This window comes from Flavobacterium sp. HJ-32-4, assembly GCF_022532105.1.
Classification (GTDB): domain Bacteria; phylum Bacteroidota; class Bacteroidia; order Flavobacteriales; family Flavobacteriaceae; genus Flavobacterium.
The window spans coordinates 934,425-952,416 of sequence record NZ_CP092832.1; the positions used below are offsets into that span (position 1 = coordinate 934,425).

Annotated in this window: 15 protein-coding genes and 1 pseudogene; 9 read left to right on the forward strand and 7 right to left on the reverse strand. The window is 49.8% G+C overall.

Annotated features, from left to right (window positions below):
* Nucleotides 1-621 precede the first annotated feature (621 nt).
* The gene (locus tag MKO97_RS03780) at nt 622-1,533 is read right to left on the reverse strand and encodes a sensor histidine kinase (protein ID WP_241104738.1); all 912 of its coding nucleotides are present in this window, start codon (nt 1,531-1,533) and stop codon (nt 622-624) included.
* 1,253 nt (nt 1,534-2,786) lie between these two features.
* On the opposite strand from MKO97_RS03780, the gene MKO97_RS03785 reads away from it, so the two are divergent.
* From MKO97_RS03785 to MKO97_RS03805, 6 genes and pseudogenes are all read left to right on the forward strand, one after another.
* The gene (locus tag MKO97_RS03785; protein WP_241104739.1) at nt 2,787-3,527 is read left to right on the forward strand and encodes a metallophosphoesterase family protein; all 741 of its coding nucleotides are present in this window, start codon (nt 2,787-2,789) and stop codon (nt 3,525-3,527) included.
* Nucleotides 3,528-3,704: 177 nt separating this feature from the next.
* On the forward strand, nt 3,705-4,469 hold the full coding sequence (locus tag MKO97_RS03790; protein ID WP_241104740.1) for a LytTR family DNA-binding domain-containing protein: 765 nt from the start codon (nt 3,705-3,707) through the stop codon (nt 4,467-4,469).
* Nucleotides 4,470-4,729: 260 nt separating this feature from the next.
* Nucleotides 4,730-4,903, forward strand: coding sequence for a hypothetical protein (locus MKO97_RS03795; RefSeq protein WP_241104741.1), 174 nt, complete (start codon nt 4,730-4,732; stop codon nt 4,901-4,903).
* Nucleotides 4,904-5,288: 385 nt separating this feature from the next.
* Nucleotides 5,289-5,753 (forward strand): annotated as a pseudogene (locus MKO97_RS15115) (tetratricopeptide repeat protein); the annotation flags it as partial.
* Between the two features lie 267 nt (nt 5,754-6,020).
* The gene (locus MKO97_RS03800) at nt 6,021-6,986 is read left to right on the forward strand and encodes a sensor histidine kinase (RefSeq protein ID WP_241104742.1); all 966 of its coding nucleotides are present in this window, start codon (nt 6,021-6,023) and stop codon (nt 6,984-6,986) included.
* 23 nt (nt 6,987-7,009) lie between these two features.
* Nucleotides 7,010-7,480, forward strand: coding sequence for a response regulator transcription factor (locus tag MKO97_RS03805; protein ID WP_241104743.1), 471 nt, complete (start codon nt 7,010-7,012; stop codon nt 7,478-7,480).
* Nucleotides 7,481-7,510: 30 nt separating this feature from the next.
* On the opposite strand, the gene thiL is transcribed toward MKO97_RS03805, so the two are convergent.
* The gene (gene thiL / locus MKO97_RS03810; protein WP_241104744.1) at nt 7,511-8,557 is read right to left on the reverse strand and encodes a thiamine-phosphate kinase; all 1,047 of its coding nucleotides are present in this window, start codon (nt 8,555-8,557) and stop codon (nt 7,511-7,513) included.
* 105 nt (nt 8,558-8,662) lie between these two features.
* On the opposite strand from thiL, the gene MKO97_RS03815 reads away from it, so the two are divergent.
* From MKO97_RS03815 to MKO97_RS03825, 3 genes are all read left to right on the forward strand, one after another.
* Complete coding sequence (locus MKO97_RS03815; protein ID WP_241104745.1) at nt 8,663-9,592, forward strand: 1-phosphofructokinase family hexose kinase; 930 nt, start codon at nt 8,663-8,665, stop codon at nt 9,590-9,592.
* Between the two features lie 66 nt (nt 9,593-9,658).
* A complete protein-coding gene (locus tag MKO97_RS03820; protein WP_241104746.1) occupies nt 9,659-10,939 on the forward strand; it encodes a M48 family metallopeptidase in 1,281 nt (426 codons plus the stop codon).
* Nucleotides 10,936-12,462 (forward strand): DUF6770 family protein, encoded by a 1,527-nt coding sequence (locus tag MKO97_RS03825; RefSeq protein WP_241104747.1) that lies wholly within the window; start codon nt 10,936-10,938, stop codon nt 12,460-12,462. Before MKO97_RS03820 ends, MKO97_RS03825 begins: the two co-directional genes overlap by 4 nt.
* A gap of 119 nt (nt 12,463-12,581) precedes the next feature.
* On the opposite strand, the gene lepA is transcribed toward MKO97_RS03825, so the two are convergent.
* The 5 genes from lepA to MKO97_RS03850 all read right to left on the reverse strand — a co-directional run bounded on the left by lepA (nt 12,582) and on the right by MKO97_RS03850 (nt 17,930).
* A complete protein-coding gene (lepA, locus tag MKO97_RS03830; protein WP_241104748.1) occupies nt 12,582-14,378 on the reverse strand; it encodes a translation elongation factor 4 in 1,797 nt (598 codons plus the stop codon).
* Between the two features lie 851 nt (nt 14,379-15,229).
* Complete coding sequence (locus tag MKO97_RS03835; RefSeq protein ID WP_241104749.1) at nt 15,230-15,646, reverse strand: hypothetical protein; 417 nt, start codon at nt 15,644-15,646, stop codon at nt 15,230-15,232.
* Between the two features lie 285 nt (nt 15,647-15,931).
* Nucleotides 15,932-16,090 carry a hypothetical protein gene (locus MKO97_RS03840; RefSeq protein ID WP_241104750.1) on the reverse strand — a complete coding sequence of 53 codons (159 nt, stop codon included), beginning with the start codon at nt 16,088-16,090 and terminating at the stop codon, nt 15,932-15,934.
* The gene (locus MKO97_RS03845) at nt 16,087-17,061 is read right to left on the reverse strand and encodes a YihY/virulence factor BrkB family protein (protein ID WP_241104751.1); all 975 of its coding nucleotides are present in this window, start codon (nt 17,059-17,061) and stop codon (nt 16,087-16,089) included. The genes MKO97_RS03840 and MKO97_RS03845 overlap by 4 nt, the downstream gene beginning before the upstream one ends.
* Before the next feature lie 80 nt (nt 17,062-17,141).
* Nucleotides 17,142-17,930, reverse strand: a complete 789-nt coding sequence (locus tag MKO97_RS03850; protein ID WP_241104752.1) for an SRPBCC family protein — start codon at nt 17,928-17,930, stop codon at nt 17,142-17,144.
* Between the last annotated feature and the right edge of the window lie 62 nt (nt 17,931-17,992).

Here is a 17,992-nt window from a genome sequence, read left to right on the forward strand (position 1 = left end):
CCATAGGAAGTGGAAATAATGCCTAAGTAGGTGTAGAATCGATGGTGGTATATTTTATTTTGGTGTTCACCTATTTTCACGCCTTCATAACACAGTTTTTCACACGTTAAATAATCCCCTACGGTAACGAGCATTTCACATTTTTTAGTCAAAGCTAACAGCACGTATTCAAAATCGCGTATATGGCGTGCGTAGAATTCTGCTCGATGATAGTTAGCGTAGGCTTTATCTGTGAGGCCTTTACGAATCATATAGTCGCCGATATACAACTGGTTTTTACAGTATTCTCTGGAACATTTGTTCGCGATTTGTTGATCAAGCCTAAGAGTAATGTTGTAATAATGGTCTAGCTCTCCACAGTTCCAATACCGATTCGCCACCCGAAACATATTTTTTACATAGATCGAATCTTTGGGCATCTTTTCCGTCAACGCTCTCGCCCGATCCGCAAAATGCCGGCGAATGGCTATTTCCGTACTGTCGTCATTGGCCACGGTAAAATAGTATTCAAGGCTGTCGTTCAGTTGTTGTGACGCAGTGACCGGGGGTGGCGATGTACAGCCATGAAAGCACAACCCCAACGCGAGTAAGGCGAGTACAAAAAAGAAAAGTAGCAGTTTTCTATTCATCGTCCCGATGCGATTCTTTCGTTAGTGTGGGAAGAGTAAAGAGGAGTGTCGTGCCCCGCCCTTCCGCGGATTTTGCCTTAAAGTTCCCGCCCTGACGCCGGATGCGGTTTTCCATATTATCGAGACCAAGTCCTTTTTTCACTTTGGTCGGATGGAAACCCACGCCATCGTCGGCCACGCGTACCCATAAATGTTGTTTGCGTTGCCTCAGGGTGATGTGTACTTCTTTCGCCTGCGCGTATTTCCGGATGTTGGTAAGGGCCTCCTGCAACACCCTATACAATTGTATTTTCACCGTGTTGGGAATCGCGTCCCATTGGATAGCGGCATCTAAGTCGAGATGGAATTGCGTGGTTGACACGTCCTTAGCTGATTGCACCAGCGTACGCAACAGGGCACTGAACGAACGGTCTTCCCTAAACAAATCGTTTTCGAGGTCATAGGCAATAGAACGTATTTCTTTTTCGACCTCCTGGATTTTGTCGATATGACCCAGGCACTTCGAAACCGTCTCCGGGTCGTTGCGCTTGTTAAGCACAAAAAGATTGAGACGGATACCCGAGAGTTTCCCCATCACACCGTCATGCAGTTCCTGTGAGATACGGCGCTTTTCGAGTTTACGTCCTTCCTCCACTTTCTCCTGTTGCTGTTGCAGGAGTTGGAAAATCTCGTCATCGGCCGCCTGCCGTTCGCGCAATAACTGTACCTCCTTTTTCCGGGCACGGTAATGACGGGCGAACAATCCGCCCAACAGCAGCACTCCTACAGAAGACGCGCCGATGGTGATCTTTTGGTTTTGGGTAAGGAGCTGCTGGTTTTGTTGTTTGAGTTCGGAGGTTTGGTATTCAATGGCGCTGAACTGGGACTTTAGTTTTATCGCTTCTGCATCGATTGAGTCCCGCAAATCTATATATTCAGTTGCGAGTTCACGAAGATTTGGCGCATTGCACTCGATTAATTCCGAAAGGCAAAGTAAACGCTCAATTGGAAGTTTTTTCTGCCGCGTAAGTTGTAATGCGCTATAGAGTACCTCAACCTGTTCTTTTTTTCGGCGAATGGAACCCAGATACCGAGCCCTGTTCTTTTTATATATGGCGATTAACCTGAATTCTTGGTAGAAGTAACTGGCTTTTGTCGAAATACTGTTTATGGACAGGGAATATCTCTTTCCCATTAGGAATGATACAAAGTTCCGGTTTTCGCGGAGCAGGGGTATTATATAAGAATGGTTGAGGCCCAAACTTGGGCATTGGAGTCCCTTGTTATAACAGCTAATGGCCTGTTGATTTTTTTGAAGCCGTACATAAACATTCCCAAGATTATTCCAATAAACGCTTTCAGCGCCTCTTTGCTTTAACGGCGCGTATTTGATAGTTGTAATCGCACAATATAACGAGCGCCTGGCCTTCTCAAATTCTCCCATTCCCATTTGGCTAATCCCACAAAAATTATAAAATTCATGCTGATACGCTTTGTTTTCGTTAGATAAGCTAAGGCCGTAATAGCACAGCGACTCCGTTTTTTGATATTGGCCGTATTCAAAATAGAGATTAGCACGCCGGACGAGAGTACTCAAGTACCCATCTGTGTCAAGTGCTTTTTTGTAGATTTTTTCCGCGTTGAAGTAGGCTTGGTAGGCTCTTACTGGGTTGCTGTTCTTTTGATAGTAGTCGCCAAGATATCTCAAAGCCTTTCCCTTATCGCTTGGACTTTTGTCTACATAATTTGACGCAAGAAGTGAGTCCAAAAGTGTCTTATACCGACTCATGTTCCCCATATTCCAATACCGATTCGCTACCCGAAACATGTTTTTTATATATATGGAATCCTGTGGGAGTTTTTTCGTTAGTGTCCATGCCCGGTCTGCCGCATGCAGTCGAAGGTGTATGGCTACGCTGTCGTCATTGGCCACCGTGAAGTAATATTCGAGACTATCACGCAACTGCTGCGACGGTGCTGGTATGGGTTGATCCGCACAGCCAAATCCAAAATAGGCGATAACAATCAGGCCGATAAAACAAGCGGTACGCATCCCAAGAGTTTTTCGATGGAGTAAACACGAGTAATCCTGTAGGGGTAAAGCTACAGATTATTCGTTGCCGCCATTACGGTTTTCCCGTAAAAAATGTTAAAGTTATTTTCGTCTATTTTTGCATTATGCGAACCTACGTCATCGGTGATATCCACGGCGGGCTGCGGGCCCTTGAACAAGTATTGGAACGCGCACCTATCGAGCCTAATGACCGCCTGGTGTTTTTGGGTGATTATGTAGACGGATGGAGCCAGTCGCCAAACGTATTGGACTTCCTCATCCGCCTTCCGGAATGCTATCCGAACTGTATCTTTCTCAGGGGTAACCACGATCAACTGCTGCACGATTGGCTGACCGCGCGCTATGAGAACATAGACGAAACGCTGTGGTTCCAACATGGGGGTGCCGCTACGGTTGCAGCCTACGAAGGTGTTACGGAAGCGACACGTGCCGAACACATCCGGTTCCTGGAATCCCTGCATAACTATTACATCGACGAACACAACCGGCTCTTTGTGCACGCCGGTTTCACCAACCAGAAAGGGGCCACCCATGAATACTTCCCCCGCCTGCTGTATTGGGAGCGCACGCTGTGGGAAATGGCATTGGCACTCGATCCGCTCCTGCCGGCCGACGATCCGAAGTACCCGGCACGATTGAAACGCTATACCGACATCTTCATCGGCCACACCCCCGTCACCCGATTGGGCCACCTCCAGCCGTTGCGCTGCGCCAATGTATGGAATGTCGATACCGGCGCCGCCTTCCATGGTCCGCTGACACTTTTGGACGCCGACACCGGATCGTTTTGGCAAAGCGATCCGCTTCCGTCTTTATACCCGGGCGAAAAAGGACGAAATCCGTAAATCGCAAAACGCGGTTGCCGTTCGTCCGAAAAGCGCGCATTTCATCCGGAACACTTTTTAGGCCCGGGGGAAGTGTGTATATTGTCATACCCCATTTATCTACCCGAATAACCTTGTTAGTAAGTGTCCTTTGCCCCAAAAAGAAAAGGTTCGCATTTTGCGTATTTTTCGCTGTAGATGAAATACCCTTACATCATCATTGACGATGACCCAGACAGTGTGACGCGGACCCTCTCGGTTTTCGAGGAGTTCTCGAACTACTTCCACATGGGTACGGCCGACAACAGTGAAGATGCGGTGAACCTGATCCTCGAACACAAGCCGAAAATGGTGGTGATGGAGATCGATCCGGAGAACCGCCAGAGCAACCTCGGCCTGGGTATTATCAACGAATTGTTCCGCTTCATGAAGACGCTGCCCAAAATGGTAGTGCTCACCAAGTCGAAAGACATGGCCTATCATGCCCTGAAGCACGAGGTATTCGATTACCTGCTGAAACCGCTTAATATACACGAACTGCGAAAAACCATTATCAAGTTCGAGCGCTATGCCGAAGACGTGCCGAGCACGCTCTGTATCAAATCGTATGGTGATTACCGGTTTATCGATACCGAAGACATCGTGTATGCCAAGGCCGACAACAACTCCACCGATCTTTACATGAACAACGGCGATATGGTCACGGCTTTTAAGACGATGAAGCATTTCGAAACGACCCTGCCGGCCGAATTCGTCAGGATCCACAACAGTTATATCGTCAATATCAACTACATCTCCCGGATCCACATCGGCAACAACGTCTGTTACCTCAAAAACAGCAAGGTGCAGTTGCCGTTCTCCAAGTCCTACAAAAAGAACATCGACCTGCTGATCAACCTGATCACCACCAACGAAGGGCGCGAGATGCGGCGCATCGACCTCAACCTCGACAATATGAACTGAGGTAGGCCTGACCTTCCCGTAAAGAGGCGACGGTCCAAAGTCCCCAAAACGACAAAAAAGACCCGAAAAGGGGTAGGCGGCAAAAATCAACGCCTCGCAAAACCCGTCCATCCACACGTAGAAATACGCCATCCACCATAAAGGCGCGTAAACGCTTGATTTCCCGCAAGTGACGCCTTAGTTTTACATCATCCAAACGGATAAACCCCAACCGAAGTACAACAAAAAACATAGTTCCAAACCCCAAAACGAACATCATCATGAAAAAAGTAATCGCAATCGCAATCGTAGTAGCTGTAGCATTCGTAGGTCTTACTTCTTACAATGGAAGTGGAGAGAAGAAAGAGAAAAAAGGACTCTTCGCTGAAGTGAAGACAGGAGGCAGTGGTGGTTCACTCACAAATACACAGGGTAGTACTAAGCGAGTTGACTAAACTGAATATAATTACAATATTAAGGCCGTCTTTTGACGGCCTTTTTTATATTTGAAAAAAAGTAAATGTGAGGTCATTTCGTTTTTTCGTCTTCTTTCTATTATTGGTTTCTTGTGGTGAAGATAATCCGGGCAAAGCCAATAAAAAGGATATAGAGTCGCTTTTTGAACAGGCCAACAATGATTCGATTCCTCTCGAGAAAAGGATAAATTTTGCAAGGCAGAGTGAGAAACTGACCCTTGAACTAGCGAATAACGACTCCATCAAAAGGAAATACCTTTTTAAGGTTGCCAACAGATATTATAACAATGGTCTGTACCGGGATTATCGGAGGGTATCAGGCACAGCAATGGAAATGGCCGCCGCCGCTCAGGACTCTGCGGGAATGGGTAAGGCCTGCACGTTCATACGGGATTATTTCATCCATGAAGCAAGTCCTGATAGTGCTTATTACTTTAATTCTCGCGCGCAGAAAATCTTCTATGCATTAAATGATGTGGAAAACATTAGCGAGACCGTATTGACGCAAGCTGTTTTCCAATATCAACAGAGTGACTACATCCGTTGCGAGAAAACCACTATAGAGGCGCTCAAGTTTTTGCGCAAAACGCAAAATGAAGAATTACTTTATCAGGCCTATAATCTTCTTGGACTTGTTTACAGTCAGTTAGGGGATCATAAATCTTCCAAAGATTACTTCGACAAGGCCCTATCCATTGCGCGGCGGCCTTATTTTTCTAAAGAAAGGCATTTACCTTCGCTGACACTCAATAATTTGGGTTTGGCTTACCAGAACCAAAATGAACATCGCAAAGCGATTGGCATCTTTGAATCCGCCCTCAGGTCGGAGAACCTGAAGCGTGACCGTCCGGATGTTTATGCAACTTTGTTAGACAACGAATCGTATTCTAAATTCAAGATAGGGGAGATAGAAAACCTCAAAGATAGGTTTCTTGCTGCTCTAGAAATAAGGGACTCTGTTGGGGATGTTCCGGCCATAATCTCAAATAAAATTCACCTTTCGGAGTTTTTGCTTAAGCGTGGCGAAACTAATCTTGCGAAGAAATTCGCGCGTGAGGCGGAACAATTGGCAAAAGAGAAACATCAAACACGCGAGATGTTGGGCGTACTCAGGCAGTTGTCAAAAGCCTACCCCGAGAAGGCACTTCAATACTCTGAAAAGTATTATAAAATTGACGATTCACTGGAAATAGCGGAACGCAAAATCCAAAACAAGTTCGCCCGCATAGAATTCGAAACCGAAGAGCTCATCATTGAAAAAGACAAACTCGTCGAACAACGCAAAAGCCTCATCTACATCACCCTCGGCATCATCACCCTCGGCGTGTTCATCTTCGTGATCCGCTTCCAGGCGGCGAAAAACCGCGAGTTACGCCTCATCCAGGAGCAGCAACAGGCCAACGAAGAGGTCTACCAACTCATGCTCAACCAGCAGGATCGTATTGAGGAAGTCCGTCAGGCCGAGAAAAAACGCATTGCCCAGGAACTGCACGACGGCGTGCTCGGCCGCCTTTTTGGCACCCGCATGAACCTCGGCGTCCTCAATACCAAGTCCGACGAAAAGGCCATCGCCGAGCGTATTGCCTATATCGACGAACTCAAGAGTGTTGAGCAGGAGATCCGCGAGATTTCCCACGACCTCAGCGCCGAAAAAGCCGCCATCTTCAACAACTTCGTATTGATGGTGAACAACTTCATCGCCACGCAGCGCACCGTCTGCCAGGCGGCGATCGACATCAATATCGATGATACCATCGATTGGAACGCCGTCAACAGCACTGCCAAGATCAACCTCTACCGCATCCTGCAGGAAGCCTTCCAGAATGTCAACAAACACGCCAACGCCCAAAACGTCAAGGTACGCTTTTTCAAAAGCAATGACGACCTCCGCCTCGAGGTCCGCGACGACGGCGTGGGCTTCAATTATGCGAAGAAAAAGAAGGGCATCGGACTCATCAATATGCTCAACCGGATCACCAATTCGAGGGGTACCATGGAAATTGAAACGGCTCCGGGCGCCGGTACCCTATTAAAATTTGTATTACCTTTATCCGATACCTAGCCCAAAACAAATCATGACCCCAAATGAAAAAAACCGTACAACTCTTAATGGTCGATGACCACCCGTTCATCCTGCAGGCCTATCGAAACACCCTCGACAGGTTCAAGCCAGATGAGTATGAAGTGGTTTCCTCCAGCGCCGACTCCGGCAAAACCGGCTACGAAGCCATCGTCAACAGCCCCCATGACTTCGATGTCGCCCTACTCGACATCAGTATTCCAGGGTATGCGGAGAAGAATGTCGAGTCCGGACTCGACCTCGCCCGCCTCTTGCGCGAACGGATGCCGGCCTGTAAAGTGGTCTTACTGACCATGCACACTGAAAAAATGAAATTCCGGTATTTTTCCGAAACGATCCAGCCTGACGGACTCGTCATCAAAAACGACCTGACCTTCGAGGAACTGCTGCTGGCGTTCGAGAAAATACTGGCAGGGGAAAAATACTACAGCGAGTCCGTGCTGAACATCATCAACATGGACGAACCTATAGTATAATGCGACAAGCCCGGTAACCTCCGGGCTTTTTTATTCCGTCAAGGCATCCCATCCACGGGCCTTCAGCTCGATGCGGGTGTTCGCCCGCGTAATGAGGTGCGCACCATCCGCGGCGGGCGTCATGTGTCCGATGACCGTGAGGTTCGGATTGCCTTTGATCTTCGCAAAATCCTCTAACGGAATCGTAAACAAAAGTTCGTAATCCTCTCCCCCGTTGATCGCCACCGTCGTCGCGTCGAGGTTGAATTCCTCACAGGCATTGATGAACTGCGGGTCAACCGGCAACTTCTCTTCGAACAGGTTACATCCCACGCCCGACTGCTTGCACAAATGCAGGATTTCCGACGACAACCCATCCGAAATGTCAATCATCGACGTAGGCCTCACCTCCAACGCTTGCAACAACTCGCGAACGTCGGTCCGCGCCTCGGGCTTCAACTGCCGCTCGATGAGGTAGGTATAAGCATCCAGGTCGGGCTGGTTCTGCGGATTCACTTCGAAAACACGACGTTCCCGCTCCAATACCTGCAAGCCCATATAAGCCGAGCCGATATCGCCCGAAACCACCAAAAGGTCGTTCTCGTTCGCGCCACTCCGGTATACGATGTCATCGGCCTCCGCTTCGCCCAGCGCCGTAATCGACAACAGCATCCCTTTTTGCGAGGAGGTGGTGTCACCGCCAATCACGTCTACTTTATAAACGTCAGCGGCCAACGCGATGCCGTCATACAGTTCCTCCAGGGCCTCCAGCGGAAAGCGGTTGGAAACAGCCACCGACACCGTAATCTGCGTCGGCGTCGCATTCATCGCACAGATATCCGACAGGTTCACCACCACCGCTTTATAGCCCAGGTGTTTCAACGGCATATACGACAGGTCGAAATGCACACCCTCGATCAGCAGGTCGGTCGAAACAACCGTACGCTTCCCACCAAAATCCAATACGGCGGCATCATCGCCCACGCCTTTTAGCGTCGAAGGCCGTTTCAATTCGAATCGCTTGGTGAGGTGCTCAATGAGTTTGAACTCGCCCAGTTGGGAAAGCGGGGTACGCTGCGGATTTTTATCTTCGATCATAATTTTCAGGTAGGATGCAAAGATACGAAAGCCCTACATGCCACCCCACGTGAAATACACTTGGATACCGCCCCGTTTTTTCCGAACTTAGGGCAAAGTTACCACATGAACCACGCCATACTGACGGTCACCGTCAACCCGTCGCTTGACAAAAGCACCACCTTCACCGGACTCATTCCCGAACAGAAAATTCGGTGCACCCCACCCCACTATGACGCAGGTGGCGGCGGCATCAATGTCTCGAAGGCGATTGCGCGGCTGGGAGGCGATTCCCTATGCCTCTTCCTGGCCGGTGGTTCATCGGGCGATCTGCTCCAGCGCCTGGTCGAAAGCGAAGGCATCCCCACCGATGTCATCCGCACCAAAAACAGCACCCGAGAGAACCTGATCGCACTCGAAACCGGCACCAACGCCCAATACCGCTTCGGCTTCCCCGGCGCCGAGCTGACGGCCGACGAGCAACACCAAGTCCTTGAAAAAATCGCTTCCAACCCTGCGCCCTACGTCGTCGCAAGCGGTAGTCTCAACGAAGGGCTCACCCCTGCCTTCTACGCCCAAATCGCGAAACGCGTGGCGGAAAAAGGCGGGCGCTTTATCGTCGATACCTCCGGAGAAGCATTGGCGCAAACCCTCGAAGCCGGTGTCTTCCTGGCCAAACCCAACGTAGGCGAACTGGCCAAATTGGTCGGCACCGCGCGCCTTGAAATAGACGAAGCCGACGATGCAGCCCGCACATTGGTCGATGCCGGTAAAGCAGCGATCATTGTCGTGTCGTTAGGCCCGCAGGGGGCCTATCTCGTGTCGAAGAACGAAACCCATTTCGTACCCGCGCCCAACGTCCACAAGCGCTCAACTGTCGGTGCAGGTGATAGCATGGTAGGGGGCATGGTATGGGCGCTTTCCCAAAACAAACCCTTGAAAGAGGTGCTGCAATGGGGCGTCGCCTGCGGATCGGCTGCCACGATGAATGAAGGGACGCAGTTGTTTAAAGCAGTCGACGTGAAGCGGTTGTTCGCGTGGTTATCAGCGCGATAATTTTCACCGCGCCTAACGCTAAAAATCATAAAAAGTTTATTTTTGACGCGGATCACGATGTCGTTGATGAAGTACATAATAAGCTTTTTAGTGCTGGTCTCCCAGGTTTCATTGGCGCAGATCGATTTCAAGGCAATCGACACGAGCGGTTATGCGGCCTGTCGGGAGTCGTTGAATAAGGAATACGTGAAAAAATTCGAAGCGGCGCGCAAGAACCAAACCTTCGAGTCGAGTACACAGAAAGCCATCATCCGGTCTATTTACGCCGAGTTACAGGAAGATTTCCTCGAGAGGGTCACCGATAACGACTTTATTTGTGACGAGGAGCATCTCAGTTATCTCCGTTCCCTTCTCGACGAAATCCTGGACAAAAACCACATTGATCGCTCCCAGTACCGCATCCTGTTGTCAAAAAATCCCTCCGTTAATGCGTATAATACTGGGGATGGTACGGTCGTAATCAATTACGGACTCTTTCTATCGCTTGATAATGAAGATGAACTGGTATTCGTGATGTCACACGAAATCGGACACCAATACCTGAATCATGTCCGAAAAGGGATTCTTTCCTTTGCACAGGCCGCTACCTCTGAAGAGACGATCGCCAAAACCAAGGAGATACGTAAGCAGAAATTTGGTAAAGGACGGCTGTCAACAGGCCTCCTGAAAAATATTGTGTACCAGAAATACGAACAACATCGAAAGTATGAAATCGAGGCCGACTCGATAGGTTTGGTCTTATACCAAAAAACAAAACGGAACCTGCAATCCGGCATCCGTACCCTCGAAAAGCTGGCCGTGGCAGATGACGAACCAGATTCATTAACCGTCGCCGATTACCATACCATTTTCGACAGGGCAGACTTCAAGCTTAAAAACCGGTACTTCGAGCAGGAAGAAAGTCTCTTCGTGCAATATGATAAAGACAAACGATTCGATCCGGATTCCCTGAAAACACATCCAGCCTGCGCCGTTCGACTCGGGTTGCTGAAAAAAGAAGCGCCGGAAGGACCCATGATCCGAACGGTATCGGCCAAGTTTGATGCTATCAGGAAACAAAGCGCCTACCAAAGTTTATACAACCAACTTTCACTACAGGAGTACGGTCTTTCACTGTACGAAGCGCTCAAGCTATACAAAAAGAATCCCGGCGATGCCGTGCTGAAAGACGTCATCCTAACCGATCTCAAAAAGCTGAAAGAGGCCCGGATTGCCTATACGCTCAACCGGTATTTGCCCAAAGTAGATCGTAGGGAGAACTCCGATAGCCTGAACCGGTTTATCACCTTTATTCAAAACATAAAGCTCGCCGATTTAGATGTACTAATCGGTCAATTCCAATCATGAGAAAAATCGTTACCCTCTTTCTGTTAGTACCTTTCGTTCTGTCAGCCCAGGTCAAAACACTGGCGAACCTGTCGCGCGGGCAATTATATTCTTACGAAGAGATATATGATTTCGATAACAATATAAGGGGCTATATACTCTTGTTCCAAACCGACAAAATAGCGAAGGCTACGTATGAATTGGAATATGTTGTACTCGACGAAAACCTTAATAAAGTAACCAACGGATTCCTTCAGGAAACAAAGGCTGAATCGTGGCCGTTGAAAGCGGAATCCATCAACGTGGAGGCCCAACTCTACGGCACAAAGTTGCTGCTGGAATTTAGTGATACGAGGGCCGGCCGCCTGCACTTTTTCTATCGATATCGGATTCTCGATCTCAAGACCAATACAATAAGCGATCCTTTCATCTTCAATAAACAGGAGATAAAACACAATCCTGATATGAGTCGGAAAACACAAGAGACAGAAAACACCATGTCAGAGCCTATTATGATATTAGAGGGTATCGGAATGGTGGCCAAGGCGTCTTGGGTCAATAAAAAAGAAGGGCGCACTAAGCAATATTTCGCCAGGTTTGACGATAATTTCAAGGAAATGTGGCGTTGGGTGTACGACGATGAAGCCGTGAAAACGAAGCACCACAACAATCCCTATCCGATCTGCTCAGACAAAGATGTGGTCGTCTTCTTTAATCAATTCGGGGTGTCGGAATACTACAGGCAAGAGAACGACTATTCGTTGTTTTTCATTTCGGCAAATACCGGAGAGCTACTCAATGAATACCACCTTCCCGATGTTGACAAATTCGCCTATCGGGAAGTAGACACGAAGATCATTGCCGACAAAATTGTGGTCATGGGCAATTTCTCCAGGAAAACGAAAGGAGGATTGATCGACGATACGCACAACATCGGACTTTTTCAGTTCGAGTTCGATAAGAAGACCGGGCAGCTCCTTAATAGCCAACGTATGCCATGGACGTCACTTGCAGACAGGATTCCTATCGACGAATGGGGCCGCGTCGATAAGGAAGGCTATATGTACATACATAAGATGCTGCGACTTTCAAACGGCAACACCATCGCGGTAGCCGAAACCTTTAGAGATAAACCGGTAGCCACCAACAATATGTATTTCCTCTTACTCGACGACAAGCTACAGGCGAAAGAGGTGTTTGAAGTGTCGAAATTCCGAAATAAATTTCCGACGGTGAACTTGAACAGCAGTCAAATTAAGGAATACGGGCTATTCGACTTCATGACGTACCAGACAATGGGCGATGAAGAATACCTCTTCTATTTCAGTGATAACGAGAAAAAGTCCGTGAACCGCAGGAAGAACACCCTTTTCGGTATCGTCTCCTACGCCGACGGAAAATTCGCCCGCCAAACGCTCGACCTGAAAACCGAAACCAGCACGATCCACGCCATGAATGCCAAGAAAGGATACCTCTTGCTGATGGAAGATTTTGATGAAGAAGGGGAAAAACCCGAACTCCGCCTCGAGAAAATCAACTACTAAAAACAAAAAGCGCCCACTGGCGCTTTTTCTATCTAAACCCTCAACTGACCAACTTCTCAGTTCCTCAGTTCCTCAGTTCCTCAGTTTCTCAGTTCCTCAGTTCCTCAGTTCCTTTCTCCCTAATCATTCAACTTCAACACCGCCATAAACGCTTCCTGCGGAATCTCCACATTACCCACCTGGCGCATGCGTTTCTTACCTTTCTTCTGTTTTTCAAGGAGTTTGCGCTTCCGCGAGATGTCACCACCGTAACACTTCGCCGTCACGTCTTTCCGTAAGGCCTTCACCGTTTCACGGGCGATGATCTTCGCCCCGATGGCCGCCTGTATCGGAATATCGAATTGTTGCCTCGGGATGAGCTCCTTCAGCTTCTCGGTCATTTTCTTACCAATCGTATACGCATTGTCCGCATGGATCAACGCCGACAACGCATCCACACCATTGCCGTTCAACAACACGTCTACCTTCACCAGGTTCGACGTCCGCAGCCCGATCGGATGGTAGTCAAACGACGCGTAACCTTTCGAAACGGTCTTCAGCCGGTCATAGAAATCGAATACGATCTCCGCCAACGGCATGTCGAAATTCAATTCCACACGCTCCGGCGTCAGGTAGGTCTGGTTGGTGATCTGCCCGCGTTTTTCAATACACAGCGACATCACATTGCCCACATAATCCGATTTCGTGATGATGGTCGCCTTGATAAATGGCTCCTCCACACGGTCCAGTCGCGACGGTTCCGGCAAATCCGACGGGTTGTTCACGATCAGCGCGGTCTCCGGCTCTTTCTTCGTATACGCCAGGTACGATACGTTCGGAACGGTGGTAATCACCGTCATATTGAACTCGCGCTCCAGTCGCTCCTGTATGATCTCCATGTGCAACATCCCAAGGAAGCCGCAACGGAAGCCAAAGCCCAACGCAGCCGAACTCTCCGCCTGGAACACCAGCGACGCGTCGTTCAACTGCAGTTTCTCCATCGACGCCCGCAGTTCCTCATAATCTTCCGTATCCACAGGGTAAATCCCCGCAAATACCATTGGCTTCACATCCTCAAAGCCCGAGATGCTCGCTTGGGTAGGAGTTTTCGCGTCCGTAATCGTATCGCCCACCTTCACCTCACGCGCCTCTTTGATACCCGAAATCAGGTAGCCTACGTCGCCGGCCGAAATCACCTGTTTCGGCACCTGGTTCAGTTTCAGCGTACCAATCTCATCGGCAAAATATTCGTTTCCGGTCGCCATGAACTTGATCTTCTGGCCTTTCCTGATCTCGCCGTTCTTCACACGGAAGATCACCTCAATACCGCGGAACGGGTTGTAAACCGAGTCGAAGATCAAGGCCTGCAACGGCTCATCCGGACTCCCTTTCGGAGCCGGAATCCGCTCAATGATGGCTTCCAGTATTTTATCGACACCAAACCCGGTCTTACCTGAGGCCGGTATAATGTCTTCCAGCTTACAGCCGAGCAAGTCTACGATGTCATCGCTCACCTCCTCCGGGTTCGCACTCGGAAGGTCGACTTTGTTCAGCACCGGGATAATCTCCAGGTCGTTTTCCAACGCCAGATACAGATTCGAGATCGTCTGTGCCTGTATGCTCTGCGCCGCGTCCACAATCAGCAACGCCCCCTCGCAGGCCGCGATCGACCGCGACACCTCATACGAAAAGTCGACGTGCCCCGGCGTATCGATCAGGTTCAGGATATACGTCTCTCCCTTATACACATATTCCATCTGGATCGCGTGGCTCTTGATCGTAATCCCCCGCTCGCGCTCCAGATCCATGTTGTCAAGCAATTGCGCCTGCGCCTCACGCGCCGTCACCGTCTGGGTCATGTCGAGCAGGCGGTCGGCCAGCGTCGATTTCCCGTGGTCAATGTGCGCGATAATGCAAAAATTCCGGATGTTCTTCATCTTCCAATTTATAAGTGGGGCGTGCCGGCGCGAAGAAACGTTCCACTCAGGGTCACAGTCTCTGTGCGCGCCGTCGGGCTATCCGCTATAGCCCCTCCTTTCGTCGGGGGCTGCCGCTTCTATCCCTCACGCGGTCCGTGCTCCAAACACAAACCGTTTCATCCGGCAAATATAGGGGTTAGTTGCCAAAGTTTTGGGGTCGGAACCGGATTAGTAAGCAGTGGTCAGTAGGCAGTGGTCACCAGTCCAATCCACAAAACGGAACCTACCCGAAAGCGGGGTAGCCAAGTCCGTGCGCGGTCGTCGCTCTTTCCTCGTTTCTGCACACCGTTCTCCGCAAATCCCCCCCCTTTTTCTGCCCAACACATTCACTTATCCGTTCACACCTCGCGTCTTCGTGCCTTCGCGGCAACCCGCCCATTAAGCGATTTGCTTTTCAGTCAGCCAACATCCATTCCTATCCGTCACACCTCGCGTCTTCGTGCCTTCGCGGCAACCCGCCCATTAAGCGATCCGCTTTTCAGTCAGCCAACATACACCCCTATCCGTCACACCTCGCGCCTTCGTGCCTTCGCGGCAACACGCCTATCAAACGATCCGCTTTTCAGTCAGCCAACATACACCCCTATCCGTCACACCTCGCGCCTTCGTGCCTTCGCGGCAATAAGCTTATGAACCAAGCTGCTTTTCGATCGGCCAACAGCATTCCTATCCGTCACACTTCGCGCCTTCGTGCCTTCGTGTCGCCGAACGCCTTTCAAAAGGCTGCTTTCCCTTCACCAACATAATACTATGTCACACTTCGTGCCTTCGCGGCTCCCGCTAAAGACAACTACCCAATAGCAAGCGCACTATTGCGCCTCTAACAACGAGTCGAAGTCAATGTTGCGTTGCGTTTTTAGTGCATCCTGCAATGCCGCTATGTACGTTTCGAAGGCTACGCCCAGGTCGTTCGCGTTAATGGGTTCAGCCGCCTCCAACTGCCATATCGAATGCGGCGAAAACAACCCGTCAGCCACTCGGCGAAACGTAATAATAGGTTCTTCGTGGTCCACTGACAGGTACACAAAATCTTCGACTTGTCCATTTCGCGTGTTACGCAGCCATTCATAGGCGCTTATCGCAAATTCAATCAATGGGATTTCCGGTTCGTCAAAAAAGATAACCGGACCTATCGCTATTTGCAGGCGTCCTTCCAGGTACGCAACGGGATAGCGTTGCTGTGATGCGTCCGGAACGCGCGTTATGTCAAATGTGATTTGCATCATCGGGTAAAACCAATTCGGGTTGAGAGCCAATTCACGTCCACACACAGTGCCTCATCCGCCAACGAACTCTTTGATGTAAAAAAAGTATTTTTCGCATACCTACATCCCAACCTTAAAAAACTACCTTGCCAGTTCACGCAATGGAATCGTAGGCTACTTTAACCGCTTCCATCACGCAAATATAACCAGTTAAAAAGGCGGAAAAACCGCTCCCAGTGTAGAAGTTGCCTGCGTCTCCTTTCACTGCGACCACTTCCGCGACCACTTCCGCGACTACTTCCGCGACTACTTCCGCGACTGCGACTGTGACTGCGACTGCGACTCTTCCTCCGCCTCCTCCGTCCCCTCTCCGCTGCGATCCGGAACCGGCATTTGGTGAAGGGTAACATCTACATCGGGGTTGTGGCTTCTTTCCCGATCCCAGTCATGTGGTTTTGCTTTCATCGTTTCTTTAAACTAGGTTCTTTCAACTTGTCTACTTTCGTAAAAGGCAACACAACCACGTCGCGCTCCTTCTCAATTTCCTCTACATACACGGCATAATCGGCCGGCTCAATCCGCGCCCCCACATATTCCGCATACGTTTTGGTGAACTCCGCGCCGAAATATAAAATAATGGCACTATAGTACACCCATAATAAAATCAGGATCAACGACCCGGCGGCGCCATACGGACTCGCCGCGCCTGTTTTCTCCAAATACAACCCAATCAAAAAACGCCCCAACAAGAAAAGACACGCCGTGAAAAACGCCCCGATCCGAACATGCTTCCACGCAATTTTCGCATCCGGCAGTACCTTAAAAATCACCGCAAAAAGCAGTGTAATCACCCCAAAACTTAACACGAGGTTCGCCAGGTGCAACAGGGTTACCGTTGTGTCTGGAAAATAGCGCATCAGATAATCACTGATCGCCGCCAACACACCATTGACGATCAGCGTCACAATCAGCAGAAAGCCCAACCCAATGATCAACGACGACGACAACAACCGATCTGTCAGCAATTTCAGCCAACCGCGTTTCGGCTTCGCCTTCACTTTCCAGATCCAGTTGATTGAATCCTGTATCTCACCGAACACCGACGTAGCGCCTATAAATACCGTAACCGAGCCAATCGCCAACGCCGTATACGTCGTACCCGACAACTCCATATTCTGGATGATTTCCTGCACCTGCGCCGCCGCTTCCGGACCGATCAAGCCATTGATTTCCGCAAACACATGCCCTTCAATCGCATCCCGTCCAAAAAACAGGCTGGTCAACGAGATTAGCAACAACAGCAACGGCGCCATGGAGAACACCGTGTAATACGACAACGCGGCACTCAACTTCAGCGCCCGGTCGTTTGAAAATCGGATGGCACTCGTCCGCAAGAGCCACCAGGCCGCCGACAAGAAACTTCTTTTTTTTTGCATGGGTAGAATGGGTTATATGCGGAAAACACCAGATCATTTCGAATCCGGTGTCTTCCTATCAAAAAGCGATGGAGTGCGGTTTAGGTACGTTCGTTTTCCAGGTAATTTTTGAGTCCTTCAATATCGCTGCGCACCATCTTTTCAAAGAGGGGGTTCAGCAAACGCGCAGCCGCTTCGCCCGCCATCCCCAGGGGTGCGTGATACGAAAGCGTCACATCCAGTTCGGTGCCGCCGTGGTCGTTATCCCGGAAATAGACCTTCCCGGCATTTTCAACGGTCGACTCCGGAAGCGAATGCCAGCTGAGCAACTTTCCGGGCTCATCCATCAAAATCTGGGCTTTCCAGCTCACATGCCCGATACCGACCGGTCCTTTCGCCGTCCATTCAGACGTGAGCGTGTCAATTTCGCGTACCGAGTCAAGATGGCTCATGAAACGCGGCAGGTTTTCGAGTTTGCGCCAAAAGTCATACACCTCCTGCGCCCGGCGGTCAATCGCTACGGTCATCCGGATGTTGACGTTCTGTCCGCCTTTACCGTTTTTCTTTGCAAGGGCATAGGCCGGACAATAACCCGTAATGGCCCGCGCCAACAAAACGCCGCCGGCTGTTGTTTTCAGGGTACTTTTCGGTTTGCCCGACAGGCCGCTATACAGCAGGTACGTACCGGCTGCCGCCGTGACGATGCGTTCCACAAGGCTCACATTGGCTTTGAGTCCGGGTATTACACTCGGGTTTTGGTTGCGCTCCCGTGTAAAAGGTTCCGCTTCGTGGGCATTGCTGACACTCGCATAGCGATTGGGGTCAGTGCCCGATGCGTCAATTTTGGAGAAAGGGCGTTTGGTGCCGTTATCTGAGGTCATCGTTTTCATTTGAGAAGGTATTTGGATCATTCCCAAAGGTAAACCGAGACATCCACGGACTCCTTACACGA